The 16604-nt window shown below is 69.9% G+C and carries 16 protein-coding genes and 1 riboswitch; of the genes, 14 read left to right on the forward strand and 2 right to left on the reverse strand.

Going from position 1 to position 16604, the window contains the following annotated elements; translation table 11 throughout:
• Together A1D30_RS16620 and A1D30_RS16625 are read right to left on the reverse strand one after the other, a co-directional pair.
• Positions 1-369, reverse strand: coding sequence for a cell division protein ZapA (locus A1D30_RS16620; protein WP_063461836.1), 369 nt, complete (start codon positions 367-369; stop codon positions 1-3).
• Positions 366-590: a hypothetical protein gene (locus A1D30_RS16625; RefSeq protein WP_063461837.1), complete on the reverse strand. Its 225-nt coding sequence runs from the start codon at positions 588-590 to the stop codon at positions 366-368. The genes A1D30_RS16620 and A1D30_RS16625 overlap by 4 nt, the downstream gene beginning before the upstream one ends.
• Before the next feature lie 36 nt (positions 591-626).
• Positions 627-863, forward strand: a riboswitch (cobalamin riboswitch).
• 83 nt (positions 864-946) lie between these two features.
• Between A1D30_RS16625 and A1D30_RS16630 the strand changes: the two genes are divergently transcribed.
• From A1D30_RS16630 to A1D30_RS16695, 14 genes are all read left to right on the forward strand, one after another.
• Complete coding sequence (locus A1D30_RS16630; protein WP_063461898.1) at positions 947-2830, forward strand: TonB-dependent receptor; 1884 nt, start codon at positions 947-949, stop codon at positions 2828-2830.
• A gap of 142 nt (positions 2831-2972) precedes the next feature.
• The gene (locus A1D30_RS16635) at positions 2973-4334 is read left to right on the forward strand and encodes a cobyrinate a,c-diamide synthase (protein ID WP_063461838.1); all 1362 of its coding nucleotides are present in this window, start codon (positions 2973-2975) and stop codon (positions 4332-4334) included.
• Positions 4331-4918 carry a bifunctional adenosylcobinamide kinase/adenosylcobinamide-phosphate guanylyltransferase gene (locus tag A1D30_RS16640; protein WP_063461839.1) on the forward strand — a complete coding sequence of 196 codons (588 nt, stop codon included), beginning with the start codon at positions 4331-4333 and terminating at the stop codon, positions 4916-4918. The genes A1D30_RS16635 and A1D30_RS16640 overlap by 4 nt, the downstream gene beginning before the upstream one ends.
• Entirely contained in the window at positions 4918-5820 is a 903-nt protein-coding gene (locus tag A1D30_RS16645) for a helical backbone metal receptor (RefSeq protein WP_063461840.1), read from the forward strand. The genes A1D30_RS16640 and A1D30_RS16645 overlap by 1 nt, the downstream gene beginning before the upstream one ends.
• Positions 5817-6851, forward strand: coding sequence for an iron ABC transporter permease (locus tag A1D30_RS16650; protein WP_063461841.1), 1035 nt, complete (start codon positions 5817-5819; stop codon positions 6849-6851). Before A1D30_RS16645 ends, A1D30_RS16650 begins: the two co-directional genes overlap by 4 nt.
• Entirely contained in the window at positions 6848-7642 is a 795-nt protein-coding gene (locus A1D30_RS16655; protein WP_063461842.1) for an ABC transporter ATP-binding protein, read from the forward strand. Before A1D30_RS16650 ends, A1D30_RS16655 begins: the two co-directional genes overlap by 4 nt.
• Positions 7643-7671: 29 nt before the next feature.
• A complete protein-coding gene (locus A1D30_RS16660) occupies positions 7672-8139 on the forward strand; it encodes a hypothetical protein (protein ID WP_063461843.1) in 468 nt (155 codons plus the stop codon).
• Positions 8136-8504 carry a DUF2149 domain-containing protein gene (locus A1D30_RS16665; RefSeq protein ID WP_063461844.1) on the forward strand — a complete coding sequence of 123 codons (369 nt, stop codon included), beginning with the start codon at positions 8136-8138 and terminating at the stop codon, positions 8502-8504. Before A1D30_RS16660 ends, A1D30_RS16665 begins: the two co-directional genes overlap by 4 nt.
• Positions 8501-12691: a cobaltochelatase subunit CobN gene (cobN, locus tag A1D30_RS16670; protein WP_063461845.1), complete on the forward strand. Its 4191-nt coding sequence runs from the start codon at positions 8501-8503 to the stop codon at positions 12689-12691. Before A1D30_RS16665 ends, cobN begins: the two co-directional genes overlap by 4 nt.
• A gap of 29 nt (positions 12692-12720) precedes the next feature.
• The gene (gene cobO / locus A1D30_RS16675) at positions 12721-13290 is read left to right on the forward strand and encodes a cob(I)yrinic acid a,c-diamide adenosyltransferase (protein WP_063461846.1); all 570 of its coding nucleotides are present in this window, start codon (positions 12721-12723) and stop codon (positions 13288-13290) included.
• A gap of 27 nt (positions 13291-13317) precedes the next feature.
• Positions 13318-14304 carry an adenosylcobinamide-phosphate synthase CbiB gene (gene cbiB / locus A1D30_RS16680; RefSeq protein ID WP_242421927.1) on the forward strand — a complete coding sequence of 329 codons (987 nt, stop codon included), beginning with the start codon at positions 13318-13320 and terminating at the stop codon, positions 14302-14304.
• Positions 14301-15401 (forward strand): aminotransferase class I/II-fold pyridoxal phosphate-dependent enzyme, encoded by a 1101-nt coding sequence (locus A1D30_RS16685; RefSeq protein ID WP_063461847.1) that lies wholly within the window; start codon positions 14301-14303, stop codon positions 15399-15401. Before cbiB ends, A1D30_RS16685 begins: the two co-directional genes overlap by 4 nt.
• A complete protein-coding gene (locus A1D30_RS16690) occupies positions 15398-16192 on the forward strand; it encodes a HipA family kinase (protein WP_063461848.1) in 795 nt (264 codons plus the stop codon). Before A1D30_RS16685 ends, A1D30_RS16690 begins: the two co-directional genes overlap by 4 nt.
• Complete coding sequence (locus A1D30_RS16695) at positions 16179-16571, forward strand: DUF3037 domain-containing protein (protein WP_063461849.1); 393 nt, start codon at positions 16179-16181, stop codon at positions 16569-16571. The genes A1D30_RS16690 and A1D30_RS16695 overlap by 14 nt, the downstream gene beginning before the upstream one ends.
• Positions 16572-16604 lie beyond the last annotated feature (33 nt).

Below are 16604 nucleotides of genomic sequence, written 5' to 3' on the forward strand. Positions count from 1 at the left end.
TCAGAGCAGGCGGCCGTCGTCGCCCAGGGCCTGGTCCAGGCGTTGCACCAGGGTCTGCAGGCGTTGGTTCTCGTCTTCGGGCAGCAGGGATTCTTGTTGCCCTGCCGCTGATGCGGGCGCTGCTGGGGGTGCCGCTTTGGCGGCAGAACCCGCCGCCAGGTCGGCGGCTTCACGGTCTGCAATTTCGAAGGCCAGGTTCAGGGCGGCCAGCACGGCGATGCGTTCGCGGGCGCGCACCTTGCCTGCATCGCGGATGCGGGTCATGGCGGTGTCCACGCGCTCTACAGCGTCCAGCAGGCGGCTCTCTCGGCCCTCGGGGCAGGTCAGCAGGTAGCTTTGCTGCAGGATCTGCACCTCGATTTGCTTCATTCGGCTTCTTTCGTGAGCGGCACGGCGGCGGGAAGGCGTTCGAGCAGGGCATCCACACGGGCACGCGCTGCACTCAGGCGGGATTTGAGCGAGTCCCGCTCCTGGGTGAGGGCGGCCACCTGGTCCGTCAGCAAGGCGTTGGTGCGTTGCAGTTCCGCGTGGCGCAGCAGCAGGCGCTCTACGCGGTCGGCGATCTGGTCGGTGGGGGACGGTGTTGCCATACAGCCAGCGATTGTAGGGTTGCGCGTTGTAAACGGTCGTAAAATCCCGCCGTTGGTGCTCGCGGTGTGGTTCGCATGCCGCAGTTCAACGGGAAGCAGGGAGGTGCCGCCACACATGGCGCGCCCAGCCTGCGCTGCCCCCGCAACGGTCAGCGGACGAATCTTCGATTCTCTCTCCATCCATAAGCCACTGGGCGCCTTGAACAAGCGCCTGGGAAGGCATTGGGGGGTGCTCCGCCAGCCCGGATACCGGCCAACACGGTGGCTGCGTGCGCCCTTTTTTGGGCGCTGCGCGGCTGTATCACCCACATGCTGGCGGGAGGCCGGCCCCGGGTTGTTTGTTGACGATGATCCCCATGAAAATCCGTACTCTTCGTGCGCGCCCTGTGGCGTCGCTGCGCGTGCCCGCCCAACGCCTTGCGCTGGTGGCCCTGGCGGTTGGCAGTGCCTGCAGCGCCCTGGCCCAGGCCGCGCCCGGCGCAGGTGAACTGCTGGCCCAGAACCTGCGCGCGCCCCAGCTCGGCGAGACCGTGGTGGCTGCCACACGCACGCCGCAGCCGCTCACCGACCTGATTGCCGACGTGTCCATCGTGGACCGCGAAACCATCGAAACCAGCGGCGCCACCGGCCTGGCCGACCTGCTGGCGCGCCTGCCAGGGGTGGAGTTCTCGCGCAATGGCGGCCCGGGCACAACCACCGGCGTGTTCCTGCGCGGCGCCGAGTCGCGCTTCACTGCGGTGTACATCGACGGCGTGCGCATCGACTCGCAGTCCACCGGCGGTGCGCCCTGGGAGAGCATTCCGCTCGGCCTGATTGACCGCATCGAAGTGCTGCGCGGCCCGGCTGGGGCGGTGTATGGCTCGGACGCCATGGGCGGCGTGGTGCAGATCTTCACCAAACGCGGCGAGAACGGCACGGCGCCTTATGTGGGCGTGGGGCTGGGCAGCCATGGCACCTCCAAACTGGAGGCCGGTATCAGCGGTGCCAGCGGTACCCTGGACTACGCACTGGGCCTGTCCCGCGAAAACAGCAAGGGCTTCAACGCCCGCACTGTCGCCACGCAGAACCCTGACCGCGACGGCTACCGCAACACGGCGGGCCATGCCCGCGTGGGCCTGCAGGTGGATGCCGTGCACCGCCTCGAAGGCACGCTGATGGTCAACGACACCAACAGCGGCTACGACAACGGCCTGGGCAAGGACGACCGCAACCTGCACACCATGCACGCGCTGGGGCTGAACTGGAATGCGCAGTGGAGCAGCGCCTACAAGACGCGCTTGTCCATCACCGACTCGCGCGATGAGTACGAGACCCGTCCCTCGCCCTACCTCAGCGACACACGCCTGCGTGGCTACTACTTCCAGAACGAGTACCGCCAGGGCGCGCACCTGGTCACCGCTGCGCTGGAGCGCCGCGAAGACCGCCTGGAGAACCAACCCATCGACGCCAAACGCTCGCAGGATGCGCTGGCCCTGGGCTATGGCTACAACGCCGCAGGCCATACCGTGCAGCTCAACCTGCGCCATGACTCCGACAGCGAGTTTGGCGGCAAGAGCACCGGCAGCGCGGCCTATGGCTATGCCATCACCCCGCAGTGGCGCGCCACGGCATCGGTGGGCACGGCCTTCCGCGCGCCCACGCTGTACCACCGCTTCAGCGAATACGGCGTGGCCACACTGCGCCCCGAAAGCAGCCGCAATGCCGAAGTGGCACTGCGCTACGCCCAAGGCAGCAGCACCTTCTCGGCCACGCTGTTCCGCAACCGCGTGATCAACCTGATCTCCTTCGGCGGCGCGGGCACCTGTGCTTCGAGCTTTGGCTGCTACGCCAACACGGCTCGGGCTGAATACAAGGGCGTGACGTTTGCGGGCTCGCACCGCGTGGGCGACGTGCAACTGCACGGCTCCATCGACCTGCAGCGCCCGCGCGACCTGGACACCGGCAAGCAGCTGGCGCGCCGTGCCAAGCAGCACGCCACCTTCGGCGCCGACACGCGCCTGGCGGGCTGGACCGTGGGCGCCGAAGTGCAGGCCTCGGGCCGCCGCTTCGATACCGTGGCCAACACCAACGTGCTGGGCGGTTATGCCCTGGTCAACCTGTACGCCAGCACCCGCATTGCACGCGACTACACGCTGATCGCCCGCATCGACAACCTGGCCGACAAGGACTACCAACTGGCCCGCACCTACGCCACTGCGGGCCGCGTGGCCTATGTGGGGGTGAAGTGGGCGCCTCAATGAAGCCCCCCCTGAGTCGCTGCGCGCCTTCCCCCCGGAGGGGGGACGCCACCCGTGGCCTGGCGGAGCCAGTTCCACGGTGGCACTGGCTTGGGGCGCGCCAGTTTCGTCGGCCGCTGGGTGAGTACCGCACTGGGGGTGGGGTGTGACACGCTGTCCCGCGCTGCTGATCGCCGCCCCGGCTTCGGGCCAGGGCAAGACCACCGTCACCGCCGCCCTGGCGCGCTTGCATGCGCGCCAGGGGCGGCGCGTGCGGGTCTTCAAGTGCGGGCCGGATTTTCTGGACCCGCACTGGCACCAGCTGGCCAGCGGTGCGCCCGTGCACCAGCTCGACCTGTGGATGAATGGCGCGGCGGACTGCGCGCAGCGCCTGCATGAGGCTGCGGGTGATGCGGACCTGATCCTCATCGAAGGCGTGATGGGTCTGTTTGATGGCAGCCCCAGCGCGGCCGACCTGGCCCGGCACTTTGGCGTGCCCGTGCTGGCCGTGGTCGATGCCTCGGCCATGGCGGGCACGTTTGGTGCGCTGGCGTTTGGCCTGCGCCACTACCGTCCCGGCCTGCCCTGGGCGGGTGTGTTGGCCAACCGCGTGGGCAGCGCACGCCACGCCGACATGCTGCGGGACGGCCTGCAGGATGCCGACGACTGGATGGGCGCACTGATGCGGGTGCAGGCCACCGGCAATGCGCCCGCTGCCGCCAAGGCGGCTGCCGCATTGCTGCCCGAGCGCCACCTGGGCCTGGTCGCCGCGCACGAGCTGGACGACAGCCTGCAGCGGCTGGACGCTGCCGCCGACGCTCTGGCCGCCACGCCGCTGGGCCAGATGGACCTGGACGACCTGCAGTGCTGGGCGGTGGACTTCCCGGCGCCCGCATCAGCGCCCGCCGTGCCACGCCTGCTGGCAGGCCGCACGGTGGCCGTGGGGCGCGATGCGGCGTTCTGCTTCATCTACGCCGCTAACGTGCAGTGCCTGGAGCAGATGGGAGCGCGCGTGGAGTTCTTCTCGCCACTGCACGATGCCGCGCTGCCCGATTGCGATGCGGTGTGGCTGCCCGGCGGCTACCCCGAGCTGCACACCGCACAGATAGCGGTCAACACCGGCATGCAAACTAGCCTGCGCGCCCATGCGGCCGCAGGCAAGCCCCTGTGGGCCGAGTGTGGCGGCATGATGGCGTTGTTTGAATCCATCACCCTGGCCGACGGCAACACAGCCCCGCTGTGGGGGCTGTTGCCAGGCCATGTGACCATGCAAAAGCGCCTGGCGGCGCTGGGCCCGCAGCAACTGGCGGTGGCGGGGCACATGTTGCGCGGCCACACCTTTCACTATTCGACCAGCGACAGCAGCGCCCCCGTGGTGGCCCGCACGGCGCGCCCGAACGAGGCGGTTGCGCCGGATGCGGGCGAGGCGCTGTACCGGCAGGGCAGCATCCATGCCAGCTACTTCCATGCGTGGTTCCCGTCCAGCCCCGAAGCCGTGGCGCATTTGCTGGGGGGCGCATCGGTATGACCATCACCACCGAGCTGATCCTGGGCGGCCAGAAAAGCGGCAAGTCCCGCCGTGCCGAGCTGCTGGCGCGCGACTGGCTGGCGCAGTCCGCCGATCACCGCGCGGTGCTGATCGCCACCGGTGAAGCCTGGGACGACGAAATGCGCGAGCGCATCGCCCGCCACCAGCGCGACCGCGCCGAGCGCGTGCCCGGCCTGCAGACGGTTGAAGAGCCGCACGACGTGGCCGCAGCGATCACGCGGCTCAGCACACCGCAGACCCTGCTGGTGGTGGACTGCCTGACGCTGTGGCTCACCCACTGGAGCATGCCCCTGGGTGTGGAAGCCATGAATTTTGAACAAAAACAGGCCCTTGCGCGCGACTGGCAAGCGCAAGCAGCTATGTTTTTAGGAGCGGTTCGGAAATCCCCCGGCCCCGTTGTTCTGGTGGGCAACGAAATTGGCCTGGGGGTCATCCCGATGGGGCGCGAGGTGCGCGCCTTTGTGGATGCGCTGGGCACGCTCAACCAGCAGGTGGCCCAGGCCTGCCCCCGCGTCACGCTCATGGCCGCCGGGCTGCCCCTCACTTTGAAAGAAACTCGCTGATGAAACCCACCCCCGTGCGCCGCATCCTGTGGGTGATCGCCATCCTGGTGCTGCTGGGCCTGCTCATGGCCGGGCTGGCGCGTGCGCAGCCCGTGCACATCAAGGATGACAAGGGCCGCGAGGTCTCGCTGCCCCGCCCCCCGCAGCGCATCGTGAGTCTGCTGCCCTCGCTGACCGAAAGCGTGTGCGAGCTGGAGCAATGCCATCGCCTGGTGGGGGTGGACCGCTATTCCAACTGGCCCGAGGCCGTGATCGGCAAGCTGCCCAAGGTGGGCGGCGGCATCGACCCGAGCATCGAGGCCATCGTGGCGCTCAAGCCCGATGTGGTGCTGATGTCCGTCAGCTCGCGCGCCAGCGACCGGCTGGAGGCGCTGGGCCTCACCGTGGTGCAGCTGGAGCCCAAGACCCATGCCGATGTGCGCCGCGTGCTGGGCACCGTGAGCGACCTGCTGGGCGTGCCCCGCGCACAGGGCGCTGAACGCCTCTGGCGCGTGATCGACGCGGGCGTGCTGGCGGCGGCCCAGTCCCTGCCGCCCAAGGCGAAAAATGCGCGCGTGTACTTCGAGGTGAGCCGGGGGCCGTATGCGGCGGGCGAGGCCTCGTTCATCGGCGAATCGCTCACCCGGCTGGGCGTGCGCAACGTGGTGCCCGCGTCGCTGGGCCCGTTTCCGCGCCTGAACCCCGAGTTTGTGGTGCGCGCCAATCCCGACATCATCATGATCGGCAACCGCAGCATGCAGGCCATGGTGCCGTACCCCGGCTGGGCCACGATGCGCGCCATCCGTGAGAACCGGCTGTGTGTGTTTGGCCCCGGCGATTCCGACGTGGTGGTGCGCCCCGGCCCGCGCATGGCCGAAGCCGCGCGCATCATGGCGCGCTGCCTGGTGGACAAGGCCCCATGACCAGCGTTCCCGTGGACCTGCCCACTGGCTCCGCCACCCGCCGCGCCGCATGGTGCGCTGCCTGGCTGCTGCTGGCCAGCGCCGTGCTGACCGTGTGTGGCGCCAGCGTGGGCAGCACGGGTTTTGACAGCGTGCTGCGCATGCACGGCGACCCCGTGGCCTGGCAGATCGTGTGGGACATCCGTTTGCCGCGCACGCTGGGCGCGTGGCTGGCGGGTGCGCTGCTGGGCCTGTCGGGCGCGGTGGCGCAGGGGCTGTTCCGCAACCCGCTGGCCGACCCGTACCTGCTGGGCAGCGCCTCCGGCGCCGCGCTGGGCGGGGCGGTGGCCATGGCGATGTTCGGCGTGTCACCGGTGGCCGCGCAGTGGCTGGCGCGCATCGGTATCACGGGCATGGCCTTTCTGGGCGCGGCGGGGGCTGTGGTGCTCACGCTGATCCTGGCCCGGGGCGTGCAGCACACGCTGCGCCTGCTGCTGGCGGGCGTGATCGTGGGCGTGGTGCTGGGCGCTATGCGCGATCTGGTGGAGCTGGCCTCGCCCGACATCCTGCAGGCCATGCAGGCCTTTGTGCTGGGCAGCACGGCCTTTGTGGGCTGGATGGCCTGTGTGCTCATGGCCGTGGCCTGGGGGCTGTGCTCGGCGGTCGCCTGGATGCTGGCGCGTGCGCTCGACGGCCTCACGCTGGGCGAGGCCACGGCCGCCAGCCTGGGCCTGCCGCTGTTGCCCATGCGCGCCGGGCTGGTGGCCGCCATGGCGCTGGCCACGGGGGCGGCGGTGGCGCAGACGGGGCTCATCGCCTTTGTGGGGCTGGCGGCACCCCACCTGGTGCGCTCCATCGTGCGCGTGACGCACGAGCGGCACATCGTGCTCTCCAGCCTGATGGGTGCGGTGCTGCTCATGGCAGCCGACATTCTGGCGCGCTGGCTGCTGGCGCCGCAGGAGCTGCCCGTGGGCGTGCTCACGGCGGCGCTGGGCGGCACCTACCTGCTGTGGCTCATGCACCGGCGCACGGCGCAAGGCGGTGCGCTATGAATTCAATAGCTATAAAGGCTTTCCAGATAGGCGCAAGCATCGGAAATCGCTTGATATTGCAGGGCATTGACCTGCAACTGCCCGCGGGGCGCTGGACCAGCATCGTCGGCCCCAATGGCGCGGGCAAGTCCACCTTGCTCAAGGTGCTGGCGGGCCTGCTGCCGCGCGCAGCCGTGCAGGGCGAGGTGCAGTTGCTGGGCCGCCCGCTGGCGCAGATCCCCGCGCGCGAACGCGCCCGTCAGCTCGCCTGGCTGGGCCAGAACGAAGGCTCGGCCGACGACCTCACAAGCTACGACGTGGCCATGCTCGGCCGCCTGCCGCACCAGGCCTGGCTGGCCCCGCCCGGCGCGGCCGACCACGCAGCCGTGGAGCAGGCGCTGCGCACCACGCAGGCCTGGGACTGGCGCCACCGCCCGCTGTCGCAACTGTCGGGCGGCGAGCGCCAGCGCGTGCTGCTGGCCCGCGCGCTGGCCGTGCAGGCGCAGGTGCTGCTGATGGACGAACCCCTGGCCAACCTCGACCCCCCGCACCAGACCGACTGGCTGCACACCATGCGTGCGCTGGTCGAAGCGGGCGGCACAGTGGTCAGCGTGCTGCATGAGGTGTCGCTCGCGCTGCAGGCCGACGACATGGTGGTGATGGCGAATGGCCGCGTGCTGCACCAGGGCGCGTGCGGCGCACCCGCCACCCACGCGGCGCTGGAAGAGGTGTTTGACCACCGCATCCAGGTGCGGCACCTCGATGGCCTGTGGATGGCGCTGCCATCGCTGCAACGCCAGAACAAACAATGAAACAACCCATGAATTGAGGGAGTGAAAGCATGAACATTGAATCGGGTTTTGCGCAGGTCGCGCAGTCGCTGCTCTGGCCGGTGCTGGTGCTGGTGGGGCTGGCGTTTGTCTACGCGCTGTGGGCGGGTGGTGCCACGCTGATGGAAGCATGGCAGCGCTGGCGCCAGCCGCAGTACCGCTCGCTGCGCGTGCTGCCTGGGCTGTCGATGGAAGAGCTGGAGCTGCAGCTGGTGCGCCAGGTCGAGCCCGTGCGCCTGCTCAGCCGCCTGTCGCCCATGCTGGGGCTGATCGCCACGATGATCCCGCTCGGCCCCGCGCTGCAGAGCGTGGCGGCTGGCAACGGTCAGCAGGCGCTGGCCGTGTTCAGCGGCGCGTTTGCAGGGGTGGTGCTGGCGCTGGCGGCCGCGTCGGTGGGCCTGGTGGTGTATTCGGTGCGCCGTCGCTGGCTGCTGGCCGAACTGCTGGTGGTGCGCAAGGAGCGCGGGGTGGCGCAATGACTTTGAAGCACCTGAATGTGCTGGCCGAGGACGACGACGACCCGATGCTGTCCGCCGTGAACCTGGTGGATGTGTTCCTGGTGCTCGTGGTGGCGCTGCTCACGGCCGTGGCGGTGCAGACCCAGACCAGCGCCAATGAAAGCGTCACCATCATCCGCAACGCGGGCCAGCCCGACATGGAGGTGGTGGTGCGCGAGCAGGGCAAGGAGGTGCGCTTCAAAGGCGCGGGCAGCGCAGCGCAAGGGCAGGGCGTGCGTGCAGGCGTGGCCTACAAGCTCGAAGACGGCAACATCGTCTACATCCCCGAAACCGGTGTGGCGCCTGCAGACGCGGGCGCTGGCGCGGCCGACCCCGCCAAGCCATGAAGGCGCTGATTCTGCGCACGGCACTGTGGTGCCTGCTGCTGGCCGCGCCACTGGTGCACGCAGCTCAGTCTGCGCCCGTGCTGCTCTGGCTCACCTCCGACATCACCACCGCCCCGCGCACCGCCATGGTGCAGCGTTTGGCCGCCGAGGCGGGCCTGGGTTTTGCGCACATCGACTATCCGCTGGGTGGCCCAGCGGTGCTGGACGTGGCCCAGGCCCAGAAGCTGGAGCGCGCGCTGGCGGGTGCCGCCATGGTGTGGGTGGATGCGCCGCATGCGAGCGTGGAGGCACGCCTGCGCCGCATGGCGGGGCCGCAGCTCGATGCGCGGGCTGCGCGCACCCCTGGTCGCGTGGTCTGGGTGCCTGCGGGCACGCCCGCAGTTGACCTGTCTGCGCTGGACGCTTCCGCCCGCATGGTGGCCTATCTGCAGGCGGGCGGCCCGCGCAATCTGAAGAACGCCATCGTCCTGGCGCGCGCCACGGTGGCGGGTGTTGCGATGCCGACCTTGCCTGCACCCGACATCCTGCCCCCCCGGGGCATCTACCACCCCGACGCGCCCCGCCTGCTGCCCAACGCCGCCGCGCTGGAGGCCTGGCGCCAGGGCCAGCCCGCGCTGCGCAGCCTGCCCGCCGTGGCCGTGCTGGTGCACCGCCACCATTTCATCGACGGCAGCACCGAATGGCTCGATGCCTGGCTGCGCACTTTCCGCCAGCAGGGCCTGTTCGCCTATGCCGCCTTTGGCCAGCAGGTCACGGCGCAGACGCTGGCCGAGGTGCTGGAGCTGCCCGCTGAACCAGGCACTGGCCCCGGCCGCCTGCATGCCTCCGCCCTGATGCTGCACCAGCTCGTGCCCCAGGCCGCCGCGCTGCAGCCGCTGCTGGCGCGCTGGGGCGTGCCGCTGCTGGGCACGCAGCCTTACCGCGCGGGCGATGCGGCAGCGTGGGAGGCCAGCGACACGGGCCTGTCGCTGTCCGACGTGCCGTTCTACCTGGCGCAGCCCGAGGCGGCGGGTGCCATCGACCCGGTCCTGGTCGTTGCCCATGGTGCAGAGGGCAAGGACTTCCGCCTCATCGACCGCCAGGCCCAGGCCGTGGCCGCCAAGGCGCGGCGCCTGATAGCGCTGCAGACGAAGCCCGCTGCCGAAAAGCGCCTGGTGGCCATGGTCTACAACTACCCGCCGGGCGGCACCAATTTCGGTGCATCGTTCCTCAACGTGCCGCGCAGCCTGGAGCAGGTGTCCGGCGGCCTGGCCCAGGCGGGCTACCGCACGCAGCAGGTGCCCGAGCAGGGCTGGATCGATGGGCTCAAGCCGCTGCTGGCTGCCTATTACCCCGGCGCCGATGTGCGCGCGCTGCTGCAAAGCGGCCAAGCCGCCGCGCTGCCGCTGGCGCGCTACGAGCAGCACCTGGCCACCTTGCCCCAGGCCGTGCGCGACCGCATGAACGCGCATTGGGGCCCGCCCGCAAAGAGCCGCTACGTGGTCGATTGGCAGGGCGAAAAAGTGTTCGCCATCCCGCGCTTGCAGGTGGGACAGCTGGCCGTGCTGCCCCAGCCCCCACGCGAGGAAACGCTGCGCCTGGGCCAGAACCCGTTCATGCACAAGAGCAAGGCGCCGCTGTCGCACCACTACCTGGCGGTGTACCTGTGGGCGCAATTGGAGGCCGACGCGCTCATCCACTTTGGCACCCACGGCACGCAGGAATGGGCCGGTGGCAAGGCGCGCGCGCTGGATGTGCACGACGACGCGCTGCTGCCGCTCGGCGATCTGCCGGTGGTCTACCCCTACATCGTGGACAACCTGGGCGAGGCCCTCACGGCCAAGCGCCGGGGCCGCGCCGTGCTGGTGAGCCACCGCACGCCGGTGTTCGCCCCGGCGGGCTTCGAGGCGCGCATGGCCCACATGCACGAGGTGATGCACGAGTGGGAAACCGTGGACGAAGGCCCCACGCGCCGTGCACTCGAAAAGCAGCTGGTGGCGCAGTTTGTGGAGCACCAGCTGCACCGCGACCTGGGCTGGAGCGCCGCGCGCATCGCGGCCGACTTCAGCGGTTTCCTCGAAATCCTGCACCCCTACCTGGACCAGCTCGCACAAAGCTCGCAGCCCAAGGGTCTGGCCGTGTTCGGCCGCGTGCCCGCGCCCGAGCAGCGGCGAGAGACCATCCTGCAGGCGCTGCGCAAGCCGCTCATAGAGGCGCTGGGTGAAGACATCGACGAAGCCTTCCTCATCAAGCACGATGCCGTGCTGGCCGCACGCCCCGCGCGCTGGCTGGAAGTGGCATTGAAGGACGCCGAGGCCGCAAGCAGGCTGGACCTGCGCCCCGCGCTGCCCGCGCAGGCAGCAACGCCGGGCACGGCGGGGGCATCCGACGTGGTGCGTGCCGAAGACCATGTGCCCAACCGTGCCGCGCGCAAACCCATCGACACCCCCGCGCTGCTGAAACTCGCGCAGCGCGCGCAGGAGCTGGAGCGCCTGCTGGCCACGGAGGGCGAGATGCCCGGCCTGCTGGCGGGGCTGGAGGGCCGCTACCTGCCCGCAGCCTACGGCGGCGACCCCATCCGCAACCCCGACAGCCTGCCCACGGGCCGCAACCTTACAGGCCTGGACCCCAGCCGCCTGCCCACACGCCAGGCCTATGCCGTGGCGCAGACGCTGTTCAACGACTGGTTCAAGGACTACCAGGCGCGCCATGGTGGCCAGGCGCCAGAGCGCATGGCGCTGTCGCTGTGGGCGGGTGAAACGCTGCGCCACCAGGGCATCATGGAAGCCCAGGCGCTGGTGGCGCTGGGCATGCGCCCGGTGTGGGACGACGCGGGCCGCCCGGTGCGCGTGGAGACCATTGCCGCCGATGAACTCAAGCGCCCGCGTGTCGATGTGCTCATGAGCATCACCGGCTCGTACCGCGACCAGTTCCCCGCTTTGATGGCGCTGCTCGACCGCGCGGTGGCCCAGGCTGCCACGGCCGATCCCGGCAACGCGATTGCGCGCAACACCGCGCAGATTGGCCAGGAGTTGCGCAAGCAGGGCGTGCCCCGCGCGCAGGCCGAGCAGCTGGCGCGCGTGCGCGCCTTCGGCAACGCGGTGGGCGACTACGGCACCGGCCTGTCGGACGCGGTGCAAAGCGACGGCCTGCAAACCAACGATGCGCGCTTGGGCCAGATGTTCCTCGAACGCATGAGCCAGCCTTACCTGGATGGCGAACCCGTGACGGGCGTGGCGGGCGGCACGGCGGCGAAGGCGCTGGGTGCCCACCTGCGCCGCACCGACGCGGCCATCCTCTCGCGCAGCTCGCACCTGTACGCCATGGTCAGCTCGGACGACCCGTTCCAGTACCTGGGCGGCCTGTCGGCGGCCGCCCGTGTGGCTGGGCGCAAGCAGGGGCTGGAGCTGCATGTGGCCCAGTTGCAGGACGTGGGCGAGCCCACCACGGAGACCGCGCAACGCGCCATTGCGCTGGAAATGCAGTCACGCTACCTGCACCCCGGCTGGCTGCAGGCCCAGAAGGCCGAGGGCTATTCGGGCACGCTGCAGGTGCTCAAGGCCGTGCAGTTCGCCTGGGGCTGGCAGGCCGTGGCGCCGGACACGGTGCGCAGCGACCACTGGCAAAGTTTTTACGACGTGCTGGTGCGCGACAAGCACCAGCTGGGCCTGCCTGAGTGGCTCAAGGAACACCCGCAGGCCTACGCCCAGTCGCTGGAGCGCCTGGTGCAGGCGCAGCGCCAGGGCTACTGGCAGGCCGATGCCGACACGCAAAAGCAGCTTGCGCAGATGTACCAGGAACTCACACGCGCTGCGCCCCTGGCGGCCGAGCTGCCGGTCGTGCGCCGCTGGGTGGAGCAGGCTGCGCAGGGCACCCCGGCGGCAGACGCCGCACCCGTGGGCCTGGCCGTGGCCACGCCGCAGTCACCCGCGCTGCCGCTGCCCGCACCGCCAGCCGCCGACCTGCCTGCACCGCCACCGCAGGCTGAAGCCCCGCCTGCTTTGCCCGCCGTGCCTGCCATGGGTGTGCTGCTGGAGCGCCAGCCTGAGCGCGAAGCACCCGACGCTGCCCAAGAGCCCAGCCCCGTGGAGCGCATGGCCCACATCGTGGCCCTGCTGGTGATGGCCCTGGTGGTGCTGGCGGGCGCTGCGTGGCAGGCGCGTCGTCCGTTTTCACTCTCCGCTGCGCCCGGCCTGGCCCGCGCTTGAATCCACCATTCTTGAAAGCACCCCCAACCATGCAGATCGAAACCCCACCCACCGAGAAGCGCTACGAAAAGCCCGAGGGCGAGCGCCGGGGCATCGTCATCGTCAACACCGGCGACGGCAAGGGCAAAAGCACGGCGGCCTTTGGCCTGGCGCTGCGCGCCCACGGCCGGGGCAAGGCCGTGAAGATTTACCAGTTCATGAAGGTGCCCACGGCGCGGTTTGGCGAACACCGCATGTTCGAGCAGATCGGCCTGCCCATCGAGGGCCTGGGCGATGGCTTCAGCTGGAAGAGCAAGGACCTGGAGCACTCGGCCCAGCTCGCGCGCGATGGCTGGGAGAAGGCGCGCGCCGCCATCCTGTCGGGTGAGCATTTCCTGGTGGTGTTGGACGAGATCACCTACCCGCTGATCTACGGCTGGCTGCCGCTCGATGGCGTGCTGCAGACGCTGCGCGATCGGCCCAAGGACGTGCATGTGTGCCTCACCGGCCGCCGCTGCCCGCCCGAGATCATCGAGCTGGCCGACACCGTGACCGAGATGCAGCTCGTCAAGCACGCGTTCAAGGCGGGCATTCCTGCCCAGCGCGGCATCGAGGACTAGGCCGCCGTGTCTGACCACTGGTTTTTGCTGATCACACCCGCCGGGGGCTGGCCCTTTTTAGCGGTGTGGCTGGGGGTGCCGCTGCTGGCCTTGGCGGTGGACTGGTGGCTGGGCGAGCCACCTGTGGCCTGGCACCCCGTGGTCTGGATGGGCCAGGCGCTGCAGTGGTCGGGCGACCGGCTGGCGCCCAGCAGCCCCGTGGCCCGGGATTTCAAGGTTTTTTGGCGCTCTGCGCTTGTCTGGTGTGCCTTGGTAGCTATCGTTTTGATAGTTTCTGGGCTGGCGCAGCACCTGGTGCTGATGCTGCACGGGTTTCTGGCAGCGGCATTGCTGGCATTGCTGCTCAAGCCGCTGCTGGCCTGGCGCATGCTGCACGACGAGGTGCTGGCGGTGGAGGTGGCGCTGGGCCAGTCGCTGCCCGCAGGCCGCGCGCAGCTTGCGCGCCTGGTGAGCCGCGATGTGAGCAGCCTGAGCGCCGTGCAGGTGCGCGAATCTGCCATCGAGTCGCTGGCCGAGAACCTCAACGACTCGGTGGTGGCGCCGCTGTTCTGGTTTGCGCTGCTGGGCCTGCCCGGTGCCGCGTTGTACCGCTTTGCCAACACGGCCGACGCCATGTGGGGCTACCCCGGCATGCGCGGCGGGCGCTACTGGCAGTGGGCGGGCAAGTGGGCGGCGCGGGCGGACGATGTGCTGTCGTGGCTGCCTGCGCGCATCACGGCCCTGCTGCTGGTGCTGGGCGCCCAGGGCCTGCCGCTGCGCACCCTGGCGCGCCAGGCGCGCAAGACGCCGTCGCCCAACAGCGGCTGGCCCATGGCGGCCATGGCGCTGGTGCTGGGCGTGCGCCTGGCCAAGCCGGGGGTGTACACGCTGCACGGCAAGGGGCGCAGGGCAGGGCCGCTGGATACGCGGCGGGCCGCGCGGGTGGGCACCCGGGTGGTGGTGGCCCTGGTGCCGGTGGTGGCGGCCATCCAGTTGCTGGTGGCCATGGTTTTATCTGCGTGGATGTCCGCATGACAGAGCATGAAATCACGCCCGTGTGGGATTCCATTCACGGCGGCCCCGATGCTGCGGGCGTGCCGCTGTTTGATTTTTCAACCAACAGCAACGCCTGTGGCCCCTGTGCGGAAGCGCGTGAGGCGGTGCAGGCGGCCGACGCCACGCGGTATCCCGATCCGGCGTACACGGCCTTGCGCGAGCGCCTGGCTGCCTTCCACGGCGTGGCACCCGCCCGCATCGTGCTGGCGGCCAATGCCAGCGAATTCATCCACCGCATCACCGCGCTGGCGGCGCAGCAGGGTGTGGTGCAGGTGGCCCTGCCTGCGCACAGCTATGGCGACTATGCCCAGGCCGCACAGGTGCGCGGGCTGGGCTTGGTGCGAGGTGGCGATGCGGCGGCGGGCCTGCAGTGGGCGTGTGAACCTTCCAGCCCCTTGGGCCTGGCCGACCCGGCGGTGCGGGCCTGGCAGCAGCAGGGTGTGGAGTGTGGTGGTGACGATGCAGCCGGTGTGCTGCGGGTGCTTGACTGCGCCTATGTGCCCCTGCGCCTGGGCCCTGAGGGCGCGTGGACAGGCACGCCGCCTGCGCAATTGCCATCGGCCTGCTGGCAGCTGTGGACCCCCAACAAGGCCCTGGGGTTGACCGGTGTGCGTGCCGCCTACGCCATTGCGCCCGCTGGCAGCGAGGAGCTGGTGCGCGCGCTGGTGGCCCTGGCGCCGTCGTGGCCGGTGGGGGCGCATGGCGTGGCCTTGCTGCAGGCCTGGGTGTTGCCCGTGGTGCAGCAATGGCTGGTGTACAGCCTCTCCACCCTGCGCGAGTGGAAGTCGCGCCAGCAGGCGCTGTGCTTGGACCTGGGCTGGGCGGTGCACGCGGGCAGCCTGGCCAACTACTTTTGCGCGCAGCCTGTCAGCACGTCGTTGCGGAACGACCTGGCGGCCTTGCGCGCAGCGGGCATCAAGCTGCGCGATACCACCTCGTTCGGGCTGCCGGGCAGCGTGCGCCTGGGGGTGCTGGCGCCCGCAGCGCAGGATGCGTTGCGGCAGGCCTGGAGGGCTGTCGCAAGCAGCCGTACCATCGCCGACAGCCATTCAACCGGTTCAAAGGACGCCTTGTGAGAACCATCACTGTCAACCGCTACGTCACGCCGCTGCGCGAAGGCGGCTCCATGCCCGCCATCGTCGAGGGCGACGACCTGGGCACCTACGTGCTCAAGTTCCGGGGCGCAGGGCAGGGCGTGCGCGCCCTGCTGGCCGAAATGATTGCGGGCGGCATCGCCCGTGCGCTGGGCCTGCCTGTGCCCGAGATCGTGCTGGTGCAACTGGACCCCGCCCTGGCGCAGACCGAGCCCGACCCCGAGATCCAGGACCTGGTGCGCGCCAGCGGCGGGCTGAACGTGGGGCTGGACTACCTCTCGGGCGCGCTGAATTTCGACCCGGCGGTGGATGTGGTGACGGATGACTTCGCCTCGCGCCTCGTGTGGTTTGACGCACTGGTGGGCAATGTGGACCGCACCGCGCGCAACACCAACCTGCTGATGTGGCACCGCCAGCCCTGGCTCATTGACCATGGTGCGGCGCTGACCTTTCACCATGCGTGGAATGGCGCGGTGGCCCTGCCCGCCAAACCCTTTGCGCCGATTGCCGACCATGTGCTGCTGGCCCGTGCCACGGCGTTGGCGCAGGTGGATGCCGAGCTGGCCGCACGGCTCACGCCCGAGGTGGTTGCGCACATTGTTGGCGATGTGCCCGATGAGTTTCTGGCACTGGCCGGTGCCGAGCACACCGAGGGCCCGCTGGCGGCGCCCGCAAGCCACCGCCAGGCTTACGTGGATTACTTCTGCGCGCGCCTGGCTGGCCGAGCAACGTGGGTGAATGCCTTGAAGGAGGCTGTCGATGCACGCGCCTGAGGTCTACGACTACGCCATCGTGCGCGTGGTGCCGCGCGTGGAGCGCGAGGAGTTCATCAACGCGGGCGTGATCCTGTCGTGCCAGCGCAGCGGTTTTCTGCAGGCCGCCATCGCGCTCGACGAAGCCCGCCTGCTGGCCATGGACCCGCAGGCCGACATCGACACCGTGCGCCGCCACCTGGCCGCCATCGTCGCCATCTGTGCGGGCGACGATGGCTGTGGCCCGATTGCCCGCCTGCCTTACCGCCAGCGCTTTCACTGGCTCACTGCCAAGCGCAGCGCCATCATCCAGACATCCCCCGTGCACACGGGCCGCTGCACCGATGCGGCAGCGGCGCTTGAACACATCATGGACCGCATGGTTCGCCCTCTGCCTTGACTTCCTCCACCTCTCCCAAACGAGCCCGCTGCG

Origin of the sequence: Acidovorax sp. GW101-3H11, assembly GCF_001633105.1 — a bacterium.
Classification (GTDB): domain Bacteria; phylum Pseudomonadota; class Gammaproteobacteria; order Burkholderiales; family Burkholderiaceae_C; genus Acidovorax.